At 62.0% G+C, this 13,272-nt stretch carries 16 protein-coding genes and 1 riboswitch; of the genes, 10 read left to right on the top strand and 6 right to left on the bottom strand.

What is annotated here, in order from left to right:
- Positions 1-56: 56 nt before the first annotated feature.
- Positions 57-134: a putative leader peptide gene (locus A0W34_RS33800; protein ID WP_350318888.1), complete on the bottom strand. Its 78-nt coding sequence runs from the start codon at positions 132-134 to the stop codon at positions 57-59.
- Between the two features lie 7 nt (positions 135-141).
- Positions 142-236, bottom strand: a riboswitch (SAM riboswitch).
- 199 nt (positions 237-435) lie between these two features.
- Here A0W34_RS33800 and A0W34_RS07205 point away from each other — a divergent pair.
- The 8 genes from A0W34_RS07205 to A0W34_RS07170 all read left to right on the top strand — a co-directional run bounded on the left by A0W34_RS07205 (position 436) and on the right by A0W34_RS07170 (position 6,911).
- Positions 436-1,203: a sulfite exporter TauE/SafE family protein gene (locus A0W34_RS07205; protein WP_003944404.1), complete on the top strand. Its 768-nt coding sequence runs from the start codon at positions 436-438 to the stop codon at positions 1,201-1,203.
- Between the two features lie 37 nt (positions 1,204-1,240).
- Positions 1,241-2,056: an HAD-IIA family hydrolase gene (locus tag A0W34_RS07200; protein ID WP_003944345.1), complete on the top strand. Its 816-nt coding sequence runs from the start codon at positions 1,241-1,243 to the stop codon at positions 2,054-2,056.
- A 290-nt stretch (positions 2,057-2,346) separates the two neighbouring features.
- A complete protein-coding gene (locus tag A0W34_RS07195) occupies positions 2,347-2,904 on the top strand; it encodes an alternate-type signal peptide domain-containing protein (RefSeq protein ID WP_047269467.1) in 558 nt (185 codons plus the stop codon).
- Between the two features lie 4 nt (positions 2,905-2,908).
- Positions 2,909-3,475, top strand: coding sequence for a hypothetical protein (locus A0W34_RS07190; RefSeq protein WP_081557533.1), 567 nt, complete (start codon positions 2,909-2,911; stop codon positions 3,473-3,475).
- Positions 3,472-4,116 (top strand): signal peptidase I, encoded by a 645-nt coding sequence (locus tag A0W34_RS07185; RefSeq protein ID WP_063314823.1) that lies wholly within the window; start codon positions 3,472-3,474, stop codon positions 4,114-4,116. Before A0W34_RS07190 ends, A0W34_RS07185 begins: the two co-directional genes overlap by 4 nt.
- A complete protein-coding gene (locus A0W34_RS07180) occupies positions 4,100-4,702 on the top strand; it encodes a SipW-dependent-type signal peptide-containing protein (protein ID WP_081557532.1) in 603 nt (200 codons plus the stop codon). Before A0W34_RS07185 ends, A0W34_RS07180 begins: the two co-directional genes overlap by 17 nt.
- A 5-nt stretch (positions 4,703-4,707) precedes the next feature.
- Positions 4,708-6,315 carry a signal peptidase I gene (locus A0W34_RS07175; protein ID WP_190287649.1) on the top strand — a complete coding sequence of 536 codons (1,608 nt, stop codon included), beginning with the start codon at positions 4,708-4,710 and terminating at the stop codon, positions 6,313-6,315.
- Entirely contained in the window at positions 6,315-6,911 is a 597-nt protein-coding gene (locus A0W34_RS07170; RefSeq protein WP_081557531.1) for an alternate-type signal peptide domain-containing protein, read from the top strand. Before A0W34_RS07175 ends, A0W34_RS07170 begins: the two co-directional genes overlap by 1 nt.
- Before the next feature lie 43 nt (positions 6,912-6,954).
- On the opposite strand, the gene A0W34_RS07165 is transcribed toward A0W34_RS07170, so the two are convergent.
- The 3 genes from A0W34_RS07165 to A0W34_RS07155 are packed head-to-tail and all read right to left on the bottom strand — an operon-like array spanning position 6,955 to position 9,075.
- Entirely contained in the window at positions 6,955-8,178 is a 1,224-nt protein-coding gene (locus A0W34_RS07165) for an O-succinylhomoserine sulfhydrylase (protein WP_172403504.1), read from the bottom strand.
- A complete protein-coding gene (locus A0W34_RS07160; RefSeq protein WP_007726822.1) occupies positions 8,175-8,603 on the bottom strand; it encodes a rhodanese-like domain-containing protein in 429 nt (142 codons plus the stop codon). The genes A0W34_RS07165 and A0W34_RS07160 overlap by 4 nt, the downstream gene beginning before the upstream one ends.
- Positions 8,604-8,649: 46 nt before the next feature.
- Complete coding sequence (locus A0W34_RS07155; protein ID WP_007726820.1) at positions 8,650-9,075, bottom strand: Rv0361 family membrane protein; 426 nt, start codon at positions 9,073-9,075, stop codon at positions 8,650-8,652.
- 230 nt (positions 9,076-9,305) lie between these two features.
- Here A0W34_RS07155 and A0W34_RS07150 point away from each other — a divergent pair, with 230 nt between their 5' ends.
- Positions 9,306-10,703: an FAD-dependent oxidoreductase gene (locus A0W34_RS07150; RefSeq protein ID WP_003944405.1), complete on the top strand. Its 1,398-nt coding sequence runs from the start codon at positions 9,306-9,308 to the stop codon at positions 10,701-10,703.
- Positions 10,704-10,812: 109 nt separating this feature from the next.
- Positions 10,813-11,652, top strand: a complete 840-nt coding sequence (locus A0W34_RS07145) for an amidohydrolase family protein (protein WP_232330005.1) — start codon at positions 10,813-10,815, stop codon at positions 11,650-11,652.
- On the opposite strand, the gene A0W34_RS07140 is transcribed toward A0W34_RS07145, so the two are convergent.
- Both A0W34_RS07140 and purT read right to left on the bottom strand, forming a co-directional pair.
- Positions 11,556-12,038 (bottom strand): DUF456 domain-containing protein, encoded by a 483-nt coding sequence (locus A0W34_RS07140; protein ID WP_042924222.1) that lies wholly within the window; start codon positions 12,036-12,038, stop codon positions 11,556-11,558. The two genes, A0W34_RS07145 and A0W34_RS07140, sit on opposite strands and share 97 nt — an antisense overlap.
- Positions 12,035-13,270, bottom strand: coding sequence for a formate-dependent phosphoribosylglycinamide formyltransferase (purT, locus tag A0W34_RS07135; RefSeq protein WP_003944342.1), 1,236 nt, complete (start codon positions 13,268-13,270; stop codon positions 12,035-12,037). Before purT ends, A0W34_RS07140 begins: the two co-directional genes overlap by 4 nt.
- Positions 13,271-13,272: the final 2 nt, after the last annotated feature.

The following is a 13,272-nucleotide window of genomic DNA, read 5'->3' as shown; positions in this document are numbered from 1 at the left end:
ACGCAGCTGTGTCCTCGAGTTGGTGCGCTCGAGTTGCGAAGACGACGAGAGTTCGGTCAGCGACAGTGACACGAAGCGGTGCGGCACAGATCGATGTGACGTCGCTTGTGCGCAGCGTGCGAAGTGGTACCCATGTGATGCCTTCCATCGGTCCTGGCGGTAGCACCCGCTCCCGATCACTCGGGGGGTTGCTGCGACGTCGACGAGCCAGGTCTCTCGGTCGCTCTGGATGGTGAGCAAAGACTAGACGCGAAATGTCGAGTCGTCAAATGTTGTATTTCCCTGCACTGCAAGGGAAATGAAGTGTCTACGATGTTGAAATCGCATTGATTTCAACGGTGTCCGAAGCCGCGTTCGGCGTGTTGAATGGAGCGTTCGAATGAAGACCGGGACCGCCGTCCGGACTGACTTTTCCTCTGCCGTACCGTCTGCGGAGTGAGTGGACTCGACGCTTTCTTCATCTTGTTGGCCGGTATCGGCGCGGGCGCGATCAACGCCGTGGTCGGCAGTGGAACGCTGATCACGTTCCCGACGCTGGTCGCCTTCGGCATGCCGCCCGTGACCGCAACCATGTCCAACGCGGTCGGGCTCGTCGCCGGCGGAGTTTCGGGTACCTGGGGCTACCGACGTGAGCTGTCCGGACAGTGGGATCGACTGAAGTGGCAGATTCCGGCGTCACTCGCCGGGGCACTACTCGGTTCGTGGTTGCTCATGCATCTACCCGAGAAACTGTTCGAGACCATCGTTCCGGTGCTGCTGGTCCTCGCTCTCGCGCTCGTCCTCCTCCAACCACGCATCCAGGCGTGGGCCAAGAAGCGTTCCACCGAAGAAACGACGCTGTCCACCAAGAGGCTGATGCTCCTGACCGCCGGCACTTTTGCAGTCGGGATCTACGGCGGGTACTTCACTGCCGCGCAGGGCATCCTTCTCATCGGTGTGATGGGTGCCATCCTCCCGGAAACCCTCCAGCGCATGAACGGCGCGAAGAACCTGCTGTCGCTGCTCGTCAACATCGTTGCAGCAGGGATGTACATCACTCTGGCATTCGATCAGATCAATTGGGCAGCAGCCGGTTTGATCGCTGTCGGGTCGCTCGGTGGTGGCGTTCTCGGCGCCCGCTACGGACGGCGCCTGTCCCCCACTGCATTGCGCTACACGATTGTCGTCGTCGGCCTGATCGGACTGTGGCGCCTTCTCGCTTGACCGCCCACATCGGGCGCCACCCGCACATACTGGAGTAATGACCAGTACAGAAGATCAGACCGGTTGGACCTACCTCATGGACATGGACGGGGTTCTCGTCCACGAGGAGCACTTGATACCTGGAGCGGACACGTTCCTGGCAGAGCTGGCGTCGAACGACATCCCGTACATGGTGCTCACCAACAACTCCATCCGCACCCCGCGTGACCTGCGAGCACGCCTGCTCAATTCGGGACTCGACATCCCGGAGAAGTCGATCTGGACGTCAGCGCTCGCAACCGCGACGTTCCTGGCCAACCAGCGGCCGGGCGGCAGCGCCTACGTGGTCGGCGAATCGGGCCTGACCACTGCCCTGCACGACATCGGTTACGTTCTGACGGACAGCGACCCCGACTACGTCGTCCTCGGCGAGACGCGAACGTACTCCTTCGAGGCAATCACCACCGCCATTCGCCTGGTCGAGCGTGGATCGCGGTTCATCGCCACCAACCCGGACGCCACTGGACCGTCGCGAGACGGCTCGCTGCCGGCCACCGGCTCTGTCGCGGCACTCATCACCAAGGCAACCGGACGCGATCCCTACTACGTCGGCAAGCCCAACGCCTTGATGATGCGCTCAGCCCTGCGGTCCATCGGCGCTCATTCCGCCAATACGTTGATGATCGGCGACCGCATGGACACCGACATCGTCTGTGGCCTCGAAGCCGGACTGCAGACGATTCTGGTGATGACCGGGATCTCGACCCGCGCGTCGGTAGAGCTCTATCCCTATCGCCCGACCATCGTCCTCGAGTCGGTCGCCGATCTTGTGGGAACAACAACCGATCCATTTCGTAGCAACACAAACAATTGATTCAAATTGCAAAACAAAACCGAAACTCGGTAATTAACTGGTAAAAAACAGCAGATTTGCCAGGTTCCGACTCGTCCGCTTTGTCCAACTGAACAAACCAACGGTTTTATTCGCACCAAACTTACAAACGAGTAGTTAGACGCAGGTCAAAGATCATTTCGACACCGAGTGACAGTTGGACTCCAGTCGTAAAATTGATTTTTCGAAAAGTGGTAACGAATCGTTTGCCGTGTCTGATACTCATGTCTGAATGGCCCCATTTCGGGTCCCAGACATGAAATGAGATTTTCATGAAGAAGCAGACCAAGGGTGCGATCGCTGCTGCGGCGGCCGGTGCCCTCCTCCTCGGCGGTGCCGGCTCGCTCGCAGTCTGGAGCGATTCGGCCGACGTCAGTGGCGGCGGGCCCGTCACGTCCGGCGCCCTCGACCTGAGCTCTTGCGCACCGGTCGGTGGCGGGTGGAACTCCCTCAACCCGACGAAGACCGCGATCACCAACATCTCGGCTTACCGAATAGTCACCACCGAGAGCATCGAATACACCTGCGACGTCACTGTGACCGCAGTGGGCGATCGTCTCGCGGCTGTTCTGACCGCTGATACGGCCGGAATCGTTCCGGGTGCGAACAGCGCCGAGCTTGCCGCTGCTGTCGTGCCCGTGACGACAATCAAGGACACTGGCGGCAACCCGATTTCGCAGATCACCAAAGCCCAGAACGGAACGATCGTCCACGTCGGAGTCCGGCTGAACTTCAACGAGGTGGCCAATCAGGTCGCGCAGAACCAGTCGCTGAACTTGTCGGCGATGAAGTTGGTCGTCACTCAGACAGCACTGACACCGGCCCCGTAATTTCATGAGGAAAAAGGTCTGGGGAGCGATCGCAGTCGCGGTGGCTGCTGTAGCGGTGTTTGCATCGTCACAGCAGTCGCTCGCGCTGTGGTCCGATTCGGCGAGCGCGAATGGCGGTACGGCGACAGCCGCCAGCGTCAACCTCACGGTTGGTACATCTGCCGGAACCAGTGCGGCGTACACCCTGGCGAACTTGACGACGGCCGCGACGCCCGTTGTCCCGGGAAACACGGTGCAAGCACCGCTCACCGTCAAGAATTCGGGGACTGATCCTCTGCAATGGCGAATGCAGTCGACGACCGCATTTACGGGATTCACGTTGACCACTTACGGAGTCGCCAACGAAGGCGCCTGCCCTGCCGGCGTCAACACCGCGGCTCCGGCAGTGACCCCACTGACGTCCGGATCGATGGATGCATCGCTGCAGTACCCGGTTTCACCGGCGTACATGCCGAGTCCACTGGTCTCAGGCGGTACGTACATTCTGTGCTTGCGACTCACGGTAGGCGTCGGGGCGGTCTCAGGTGCAACAAGCACCACGACCTTGACCTTCCAGGCAGGTCCGGTATGACAAAACACTCCACGAAGCGCACCGATCGCACCGGCCCACTCTGGTGGATCACCTCTATCGTCAGTTGGACACTGCTGCTGGCAATTTCGGCAGTCATCGTCGCAACGATTGTCGTTCCCTTCTTTGCCGGAGCACAGCGCTTCACGATTCTGACCGGTTCGATGCGCCCGACGTACAACCCTGGATCACTGGTAGTGGTCAAACCTGTCGATCCGTCCGAACTGGGGATCGGTACACCTATTACGTACCAGCTGGAATCGGGTCAGCCGACCGTCGTCACGCACCGGATCATCGCCACAAGTGAAAACCAGAAGGGTGAAAGAACTTTCATCACCCAGGGCGATGCGAACGGTGAGCCTGACGAGAAGGAAGTGCGGCCGGTGCAGATCCGGGGAAAGGTCTGGTACAGCCTGCCTTATCTCGGTTACGTGAACACCTGGCTGACGGGAGAGCAGCGCACCGTGATCGTGGTGATCGTAGTGACCGCTCTACTGCTGTACGCGTCGTACATGATGATCAGCGGCATCCGTGACGGCCGGAAGGAGCGGGCTCGAGCCCGATTGGCTCCTGACCCTGCAACTTTCGCGCCCGCAGACTCCGCCCAGATCGAGAAAGGCCAGCACGATGCCCTCGCGCCCTGACCGTCCGGCCCATCGGATTCGTCACCTGTTGGCCAGCACGCGTTTTCGCGCGCTGCTCGCGCTGGGGATGGTGCTTGGTGTCGGCGGAGTGACCACGCTCGCGGCCTGGACGTCTTCCGCCACGGCAACCTCGGGCAACATCACGACGGGTTCTATCAATCTGCAGTTGAACAGCACCGCCCAGCCCACCCTGACCAAGTCCCTGAATTTCAGTGAGCTTGGCAAGTCCGGAATGATTCCCGGTGATTCGAACACCGCTCTGATCAAGGTCAACAACCTGGGCACAGCGGCAACTGTCCCACTGAAGTACACGATCACGTCTACGAGTAGCGGTGCGTTGACGACTTCTCTACGAATGACGGTTTCCTCCAACGGAACTGTTGCCAACAAGTGCACTGACGGCGCCAACGTTGTGTCCTCGCTCGCGCTGACACTCACCGCGAATCAAGCCATCGGTAGCCCCGACCGCCCACTGGCGGTCGGGGCTACCGAGAATTTATGTGTCTCGGTGCAGCTTCCGACAACACCGACACCGCCGACGAACAGCACGTCGAACATCGTCCTGACCTTCACGGCAAAGGTGTGATGGCAATGGCTCGACACACGAAAAAACATGCAAAGGCCTCGATGCAGAACCGGGTACGGGAAGTCCTGCTCAGCCTGGGAGCCCTCGCAGGCTTGGTATCCATCATCATTTTCATCGCCGGTCTGGCTTTCGGTATCACCCCGCTGATCTTTCGGAGTGGATCGATGTCACCCACGATCGATACCGGTGCTCTCGCATTCGCGCGCACCGTGCCTGCTTCGGAAGTGCTGGTCGGTGACATCGTCAGCGTCTCCGACAGCCAAGGCACGCGCATCACCCATCGTGTGGAATCAATAGATCAGCAGGGCAACAACCTTGCCGTCGCACAACTGCGTGGTGATGCAAATCCGATCGCCGATCCCGATCCCTACGTCATCACCGAAGCCGATCGCGTCTTCTTCAGCATCAACCGCCTCGGATACGTGGCAGTCTGGCTGTCCGGACCGAGTGGGCTTGTGCTTGGTGCGATTGCCGTCGGCGGGCTCCTGTACATCGCGTTCCGTCGACGTGAGGCTTCCGACGCGGAGGAACCTCAGCGGGATCGTCAGGACATACGCGGCGACTCCCATGCCCTCAAGGCCATCGTCGCCTTGGCTACGGTCGGTCTCACGGTGGTCGGTGTGTCCCAGATCGGTGGTACCAAGGCGGGGTACACCGACACAGCCGCGGCAACAAGCATTCAGTTCGGCACTGCTGCAACCTTTCCCACGTCGCCAAGCACAGCCAGTTGCGCGGTGAATTTTGCGCTCGTTGTTCCGGTCGCAGTAACGATCACTTGGCCCGCGACTGTCGGAAGCTCATACCGCCTCATCGCTCGCGACGCCAGCGGAAACCTTTTGGGGTCGAACGACTACACCGCAACGTCTACTACAGGCTCCATGAGATACGGCTCGGGCGGTACAACAGTCGCGTTCCCGCTCATAGTCGGCACCTACAACATCGAAATCCATGGACTGAGCGGCACGTCGGTCACGCCGTCGTACTCCGGCTACCAATTCAGCATTCTCGTCGGCCTGCTCTACTCGTGTGGCGGTCCGATCAGCGGGACATCTGCTCTCAGTCGATCGGCAGCGCCGGCACTGGCGGCAGACGCTCCGAGCACTCCTACTACGGCCGTCACTTCCACGACCGCCTCATCCACCACGCCCACCACGACATTGGCGCCGGCTGTGACAACCACCAGCACAACTGCACCGTCGACAACCACCAGCACAACTGCACCGTCGACAACCACCTCGTCACCGGCTACAACTACGGCGCCCCAGACGACGACCGCTACAACGACAACGACAACGACAACGACAACGGTGCCACCAACTACGACCACCCCGAGCGAGGTTCCCGTCGACGCCCCGGCGACCACGACCGGTCTCAGCGCCCAGAAGCTCTCGACTGCCAGCGGAACGGTTGTGTCCGTGTCGAATTCATCGGGCGCTGAGGTATATCGAGGTCCCGTTGACAGCGACGCTGTCCTGCATTGGCTCACCGGTACCGATCAGCTATACGTAATCACCCCTTCCGGAGTCACCGTCATCGACACGTCAACGGGAGTCTGGGCCGAATCTCCTACCCCGAGCGAACTTCCGGACGAAATCAAGGCACTGGTGCCGTGATGAAGAAGACGACGAAGGCTGCAATGGCAGTCGCCGCGGCCGGAGCTGTATTGCTCGGCGACTCGGGCACATTGGCGAAGTGGACCGACAGTGCGACCCTGACAAGCGCCGCTGTCCAGTCCGGGACCCTGGATCTGGGAGCATGCGTGACCACGAACGGCGGGGGCTGGTATTCGCAGGTCTACGTCAACGCGCCCACCAATCCGAATCCACTCGTATATATCCCGGACATCACTACCTACCGGCTCAAGCCCGGATTCAACTACACGTATTTCTGCGATTCGAAGGTGATGGCCACCGGCCCACGTCTGAAAGCGAACGTGACAGTCGACAAGACCAAGTTGAGCGGCGGGCTCGCAGCCGCCAACATCGACCTTCGCACGTACGTCACGGATCAGAGCAACAATCTGCTGTACGACAGCACAGCACCGACGCCGAACCTCATCGCGGTCACGTCGGCCCTGAACAACACCAATCTGACGGCGCAGGTGTTGTTCACGATCTACCCCACCGACACGACAAGCTCAGGTCTCACACTGAATACGACGGCGTTGACGATCGACGTCAAACAACTGGGTCTCACGCCCGCACCGTAGAACGCCTTGCCGTCGGAAGTTCGAGGCAAGGCGCTCCAGCGATTCAGCCGAGTGCTCGCTTCAGATCAGCCAACAGATCAGCCGTGTCTTCGAGCCCGACGGACAGACGGACAACGCCGTCTGTAAGACCCACTGCTGCACGGCCTTCCGGCCCCATGGCCCGGTGCGTTGTCGTGGCGGGGTGAGTGATCAACGACTTGGAATCTCCCAAGTTGTTGGAGATGTCGATGACGCGCAGGCCGTTGAGAACCTCGAACGCCCGCTTCTTGCCCTCTCCGTCAGGCGCATCGAGCTCGAACGTGACAACCGTTCCGCCACCGCTCATCTGAGACTTCGCGAGCTCGTGCTGCGGATGCGACGTCAGGTACGGATACTTGACCCACTTGACGCCGGAGTGTCCTTCGAGGAATTCGGCGATCTCGAGTGCCGAAGCCACGGAGTGCCGAATACGAACCGGCATCGTCTCCAGGCCCTTGAGCAGAGTCCACGCATTGAACGGGCTGAGCGCAGGACCGGTGTGCCGCATCAGTTCTCGAACGGGACCGCTGATGTATTCCTCGGTACCGAGAATCGCGCCACCAAGCACGCGCCCCTGACCGTCGATGTGCTTGGTGCCGGAGTACACCACGACGTCGGCCCCCAGATCGAGGCTGCGCTGCAGAAGCGGCGTCGCGAAGACGTTGTCCAGCACTACCTTTGCACCGGCTGCATGAGCAAGCTCCGACACCCGTCGAACGTCGACGAGAGATTGCATCGGGTTGGACGGCGTCTCGAAGAACACTGCCGTGGTAGGCACGGACAGCGCCTCTTCCCACTGCGCGTTGTCCTCACCGTCGACGAAGACGACCTCGACTCCCCAGCGCGGAAGAATCTCGTTGCACACGACGAAGCAGGATCCGAAGAGACTGCGCGCAGCCACCAATCGGTCGCCGTTGGCCAACAGTGCGCCCAACGCCGTGAAGACTGCCGACATTCCGCTGGCAGTCGCAAAGCAGGCTTCTGCACCTTCGATGAGACGCAGACGCTCTTCGAACATCTTGACGGTCGGGTTGCCGTAGCGGGAGTAGACAAAATGATCCACCTCGCCGGTGAAGGCTTGTTCGGCGGCTTCTGCACTCTCGTAGACGAATCCGGAGTTGAGGAACAGCGCTTCGGAAGTCTCCTCGAACCCGGTACGCATCAGTCCGCCGCGAACACCGAGGGTGCCGAGACCGACGTCGTCCGGCAGCGCTCGTTGAAATGCGCCACCCTGGGGAATTCCGCTCACTGCTGCCTCCATGGCAAGCCGATGGCCCGCCAACCTACAAGTCCGCGATGTCCGTCGGCACCCAATGCGCCTTCGAACCCGTCGAGCACGTTGTACGACGGGCCGATGCCCGCCGCAGTCGCAGCTTCCGCCGCACCGATGGAACGTTGTCCGGATCGACACAGGAAAATCACCGGACGCTCCGACCCGGAGGAATCAGCAGTGATGCCGGCTTCCTTCAACTGGTCGACGAAGTTGTCATTGCGCGCGCCGGTCGGGTGGCTCACCCATTCGATCAGTGCAGCCTGCTTGCCGAGGGAGGACACATCGGGGACACCGACGTACTTCCACTCCGCATCGGTCCGCACGTCGACCAGCACGGCGTCGGGGTTTTCGCGGAGCAGCTCCCAGGCTTGCTCCGGCGTCAGATCGCCTGCGTAACTCACGTAGTCCATGTTTTCACAAGACTGCCGTGAGCGCCTGAGCGGGCCGTCAGTTGCAGACGACCCAACGGTTGCCGTCACGGGTCAGGGCCCAGGTCGAGACTCGCTCGCCCGCTCCGCCACCGGTGATCGTCACGTCGGCCCGGGCGCGATCGCCGTTGACCGCGACCCCGTCCACACCCTTCAGCTCGACCGTCCCGTCGACGCCGGCCATAGGACCGTTGCTCGAATTGAAGCTCGCGCAGGTCAGGGTCTTGATCGTCTCCGCGTCATTCCGATTCTCGGCATCGACGTAGTCGGTGACGGAGCGGCTCACGCGGTCCGACTCGGTGACGTTCTCCTCGGCCGGCGAGATCCACGATGCGACGAAGATTCCACCCAGGATCAAGGCGACGATGGCGACAGCCAAGAGGAACGGCCCCGCAGACGCCTTCTTGCCATCGATGTTGTCGGATTCGCGCAGCTCGTCACTCATAACGCCAATAGTCCCCCACAACTTGAAATTGTGGCCCGTCAAGGATCAGGCCCCTACCCCGGATACCCGAGACAACAGGAGAATGGGAGGAAAGAATAGGTTTACCCACAACCGATCGAGTGAGAGTGTGGATCCGTTCGGCCGCAACCGAGGCACTGTGCTTAGGTTCGGCTAAATTGGATACTTGTCGATATGTTGTCCGAACTTCGAAGAAGGTAGCTGTCCTCACGATGACTGACTCCAACCGCCCACTCCGGGTCGCGATCGTCGGCGCCGGCCCCGCCGGCATCTACGCCGCCGACGCCCTCATGAAATCCGACACCGCAGTTTCCGGCCGCGGCGTCAGCATCGACCTCTTCGAGCGCATGCCCGCGCCCTTCGGCCTGATTCGTTACGGCGTCGCGCCTGATCATCCGCGCATCAAGGGCATCATCACCGCCCTGCACAAGGTGCTCGACAAGCCTCAGGTACGCCTGCTCGGCAACATCGACTACGGCACCGACATCACCCTCGACGACCTGCAGTCGTTCTACGACGCGGTCATCTTCTCCACCGGCGCCAACGCCGACCGTGCGCTCGGCATCCCGGGCATCGAACTCGACGGCAGCTACGGCGCGGCCGACTTCGTCTCCTGGTACGACGGCCACCCCGACGTACCGCGTACGTGGCCGCTCGAAGCCGAGAAGGTCGCCGTCCTCGGCGTCGGCAACGTTGCCCTCGACATCGCCCGCGTTCTCGCCAAGACCGGCGACGAACTGCTGCCGACCGAGATCCCCGCCAACGTCTACGAGGGCCTCAAGAACAACAAGGCCGTCGAGGTTCACGTCTTCGGACGCCGCGGCCCGGCCCAGGCCAAGTTCACCCCTCTCGAACTGCGCGAACTCGACCACTCGCCGACCATCGAGGTCATCGTCGACCCCGAGGACATCGACTACGACGAGGGTTCCGAGCAGGCTCGCCGCAACTCCAAGCAGGTCGACATGGTTGCGAATACGCTGCAGGACTGGGCAATTCGCGACGTCGGAGCCCGTCCTCACAAGCTGTTCCTGCACTTCTTCGAATCTCCCACGGAGATCCTCGGTGAAGACGGTAAAGTCGTCGGCCTGCGCACCGAGCGCACTCAGCTCGACGGCACCGGCAACGTCAAGGGCACCGGCACGTACAAGGACTGGGATGTCCAGGCCGTGTACCGCGCCGTCGGTTACCTCTCGCAGAACATCACGCAGTTGCCGTTCGACGACCAGGCCGGCACCGTCCCCAACGACGCCGGACGCGTCGTCGCCGACGACAACGCCGAGGGCGCAGCCCGGTTCATGCCGGCCACCTACGTCACCGGCTGGATCAAGCGCGGCCCCGTCGGCCTCATCGGCCACACCAAGGGTGACGCCAACGAAACCGTCGCGAATCTTCTCGAGGACTCCGTCGACTTCGCGGGCGCCGCGAACCCCGACGAGAACGCCGTCATCGAGTTCCTCGAAGGCAAGCAGGTTCCGTACACGACCTGGCAGGGCTGGTACCGCCTCGACGCGCACGAGCGCAGCCTGGGCGAGCCCGAGGGCCGTGAGCGCATCAAGGTCGTCGAGCGTCACGACATGCTGAAGGCATCCGAGCCCGACCGCGCGAACTGAGTGCGCGGAAGTAACTGAACAGAAGCCCTCCACCGGCCCGACGCGACCCAGGTCACATCGGGCCGGTGGTGTGTGCAGGGACCCAGGGCAACAGGGCAAAATAGACCCCGTGTTTGACGCCCATGTGCATATCATCGACCCGCGCTTCCCGCTGGTCGAGAATCACGGGTACCTGCCTGAGCCCTTCACCGTGGCCGATTACCGGGCCCGGATTGCCTCGCTGAAGGGCCTCAGCGTTGACGGCGGCGCGGTGGTGACCGCGTCGTACCAGGGCAATGACCAGGAATACCTGAAAGCTGCCTTGTCCGAACTCGGCGAAGGCTGGGTGGGCGTCACTGCTTTGCCGCTCGATGCGACGGATGAAGACATCGTTGCCCTGGACGCACTGGGAGTACGTGCCGTCCGGTTCAACCTGCGCCGCGGCGCCACCGACCTGCGTCTGCTCGCCGATCTCGCCAACCGCGCATTCGATCTGGTCGGCTGGCACGCCGAGTTCTACGTCGATGCCACGCTGTTGCTGTCGTTGGAACCGGTCTTCGCCAAATTGCCCGCGGTGAGCATCGACCACTTGGGAATGTCCACCCGCGGACTGCCGTATCTCCTCAACCTCGTCGACCGCGGAGTGCGCGTCAAAGCCACCGGGTTCGGCCGCACCACCATCTCCGACGTCAGCGATGTGCTGCGCCAGATCCACGCGGTCAATCCCGCTGCGCTGATGTTCGGCACCGATCTACCCGGTACACGGGCACGTCGAGCGTTCGAGGTCCACGACCTGGACGTGATCGCCGACGCTGTCGGCGACGACCTGCCCGCGGTCATGTGCGACAACGCCCGCGCCTGGTACCGCTGCGCTCAGGTGAACGCAACGGCTCCCAGCCACAGCCCGGCCGCGATCAGCGCTCCGAACAGTTCCACCAGCATGGACAATCCGACTGCCTTCACCGCGTGAAGCGTCGACGACCAAGCGATGTCGTAACGGCGCAGCCGCGCTAGTTCCGCGAAATACGTTCCGACGATGAATCCGAGGAACAACCCCACGACCGGAATCACGAAGAACCCGATGATGCCGACGACGCCGCCGACCACCACCGACAGGTTGGGCACTCCCCCGGACTTCATCCGCTTGCCCGGCCACGTGTACTTCACGATCCCGGTGACCACCAGTGCCAGCGCGGACAGCGCGAACACCGTCCACGCCGTGGCACCACCGGTCATGATCGCCCACACCAGAATTGCACCGAAAACGAGAAGCGTCCCCGGGAGAATCGGAACGACGACACCGATCAGACCGACCAGGATGACCAGCCCGACGAGGACCTCGGCCGCTGGACTCATCCGACGGGACGCACCTTCGACGCAGCCTCGCGAGCACGGTCGCGTGCAGTAGGCACATCGGCGGCCGTCGACACTGCAACACCCATGCGACGACGCGTGAAGCTCTCCGGCTTGCCGAAGAGCCGCAGGTCCGTCTCGGGAACCGCGAGCGCCTCGGCGACGCCGTCGAATCCGATCCCCTTTGCCTCCACTCCGCCGTAGATCACTGCCGATGCTCCCGGAGACGTGAGCGTCGTGTCGACCGGCAAGCCCAGGATCGCGCGGGCATGCAGTTCGAACTCCGAAAGTCGCTGCGTCCGCAGAGTCACCAATCCGGTGTCGTGCGGCCGTGGGCTCACTTCGGAGAAGAAGACGTCGTCGCCCTTCACGAATAGCTCGACGCCGAAGATGCCTCGCCCGCCCAGAGCCGTGGTCACCTTCTCGGCGACGTCTCGGGCCGAGGCGAGGGCAACCGCGGACATCTGCTGCGGCTGCCACGATTCGATGTAGTCTCCGGCCTCCTGCAGGTGCCCGATCGGTTCGCAGAACGACGTCTCGACCTGACCGCTCTCACCGACGGCTCGAACTGTCAATTGCGTTATCTCGTAATCGAAATCGACAAAGCCTTCGACGATCACCCGGCCGTGATTCACACGACCTCCGGCCATCGCGTAATCCCATGCGGCGTCGAGATCTTCGGCGGATCGAACCGTCGACTGTCCCTTCCCCGACGAGGACATGACTGGCTTGATGACGCACGGGAAACCGATTCGGTCTGTCGCTGCCTGCACTTCGGCAAGCGAGTCCGCGAAAGCGTACGGCGAAGTGGGCAGGCCCAACTCCTCGGCCGCGAGCCGACGGATTCCCTCACGGTTCATCGTGAGCTGGGTGGCTCGGGCGGTCGGAATGACCACCGCACCCCCGCGTTCTTCGACGAGTGCAAGCGCATCCGTCGCGATGGCCTCGATCTCGGGAACCACGAAGTGAGGCTTTTCCAACTCGATGACGGCAAGCAGTGCTTCCGGATCGGTCATGTCGACGGTATGAGCACGATGAGCCACCTGGTGCCCAGGGGCATCGGGATACCGATCCACCGCAATCACTTCGACGCCCAGACGCTGCAGCGCGATGACAACTTCCTTACCCAACTCGCCTGATCCCAACATCATCACGCGGATGGAGTTCTCGGTCAGTGGGGTTCCGAATCGGAGCGGAAGCGTCGGCAGGGGCGAAGGCGTCGAATCAAGCTGCATGG

It is taken from the genome of Rhodococcus sp. BH4, from assembly GCF_002079265.1.
In the GTDB taxonomy this organism is placed as follows: domain Bacteria; phylum Actinomycetota; class Actinomycetes; order Mycobacteriales; family Mycobacteriaceae; genus Rhodococcus_F; species Rhodococcus_F qingshengii.
Note: the sequence above shows the minus strand (reverse complement) of the source record. Positions and strands in the feature narration are given on the sequence as shown.

Excerpts from the sequence above, each read along its gene's own strand:
- A0W34_RS33800 (WP_350318888.1), bottom strand. The coding sequence starts at position 134 with ATGGGTACCACTTCGCACGCTGCGCACAAGCGACGTCACATCGATCTG.
- A0W34_RS07200 (WP_003944345.1), top strand. The coding sequence starts at position 1,241 with ATGACCAGTACAGAAGATCAGACCGGTTGGACCTACCTCATGGACATG.
- A0W34_RS07195 (WP_047269467.1), top strand. The coding sequence starts at position 2,347 with ATGAAGAAGCAGACCAAGGGTGCGATCGCTGCTGCGGCGGCCGGTGCC.
- A0W34_RS07190 (WP_081557533.1), top strand. The coding sequence starts at position 2,909 with ATGAGGAAAAAGGTCTGGGGAGCGATCGCAGTCGCGGTGGCTGCTGTA.
- A0W34_RS07185 (WP_063314823.1), top strand. The coding sequence starts at position 3,472 with ATGACAAAACACTCCACGAAGCGCACCGATCGCACCGGCCCACTCTGG.
- A0W34_RS07180 (WP_081557532.1), top strand. The coding sequence starts at position 4,100 with ATGCCCTCGCGCCCTGACCGTCCGGCCCATCGGATTCGTCACCTGTTG.
- A0W34_RS07175 (WP_190287649.1), top strand. The coding sequence starts at position 4,708 with ATGGCTCGACACACGAAAAAACATGCAAAGGCCTCGATGCAGAACCGG.
- A0W34_RS07170 (WP_081557531.1), top strand. The coding sequence starts at position 6,315 with ATGAAGAAGACGACGAAGGCTGCAATGGCAGTCGCCGCGGCCGGAGCT.
- A0W34_RS07155 (WP_007726820.1), bottom strand. The coding sequence starts at position 9,075 with ATGAGTGACGAGCTGCGCGAATCCGACAACATCGATGGCAAGAAGGCG.
- A0W34_RS07150 (WP_003944405.1), top strand. The coding sequence starts at position 9,306 with ATGACTGACTCCAACCGCCCACTCCGGGTCGCGATCGTCGGCGCCGGC.
- A0W34_RS07140 (WP_042924222.1), bottom strand. The coding sequence starts at position 12,038 with ATGAGTCCAGCGGCCGAGGTCCTCGTCGGGCTGGTCATCCTGGTCGGT.
- purT (WP_003944342.1), bottom strand. The coding sequence starts at position 13,270 with ATGCAGCTTGATTCGACGCCTTCGCCCCTGCCGACGCTTCCGCTCCGA.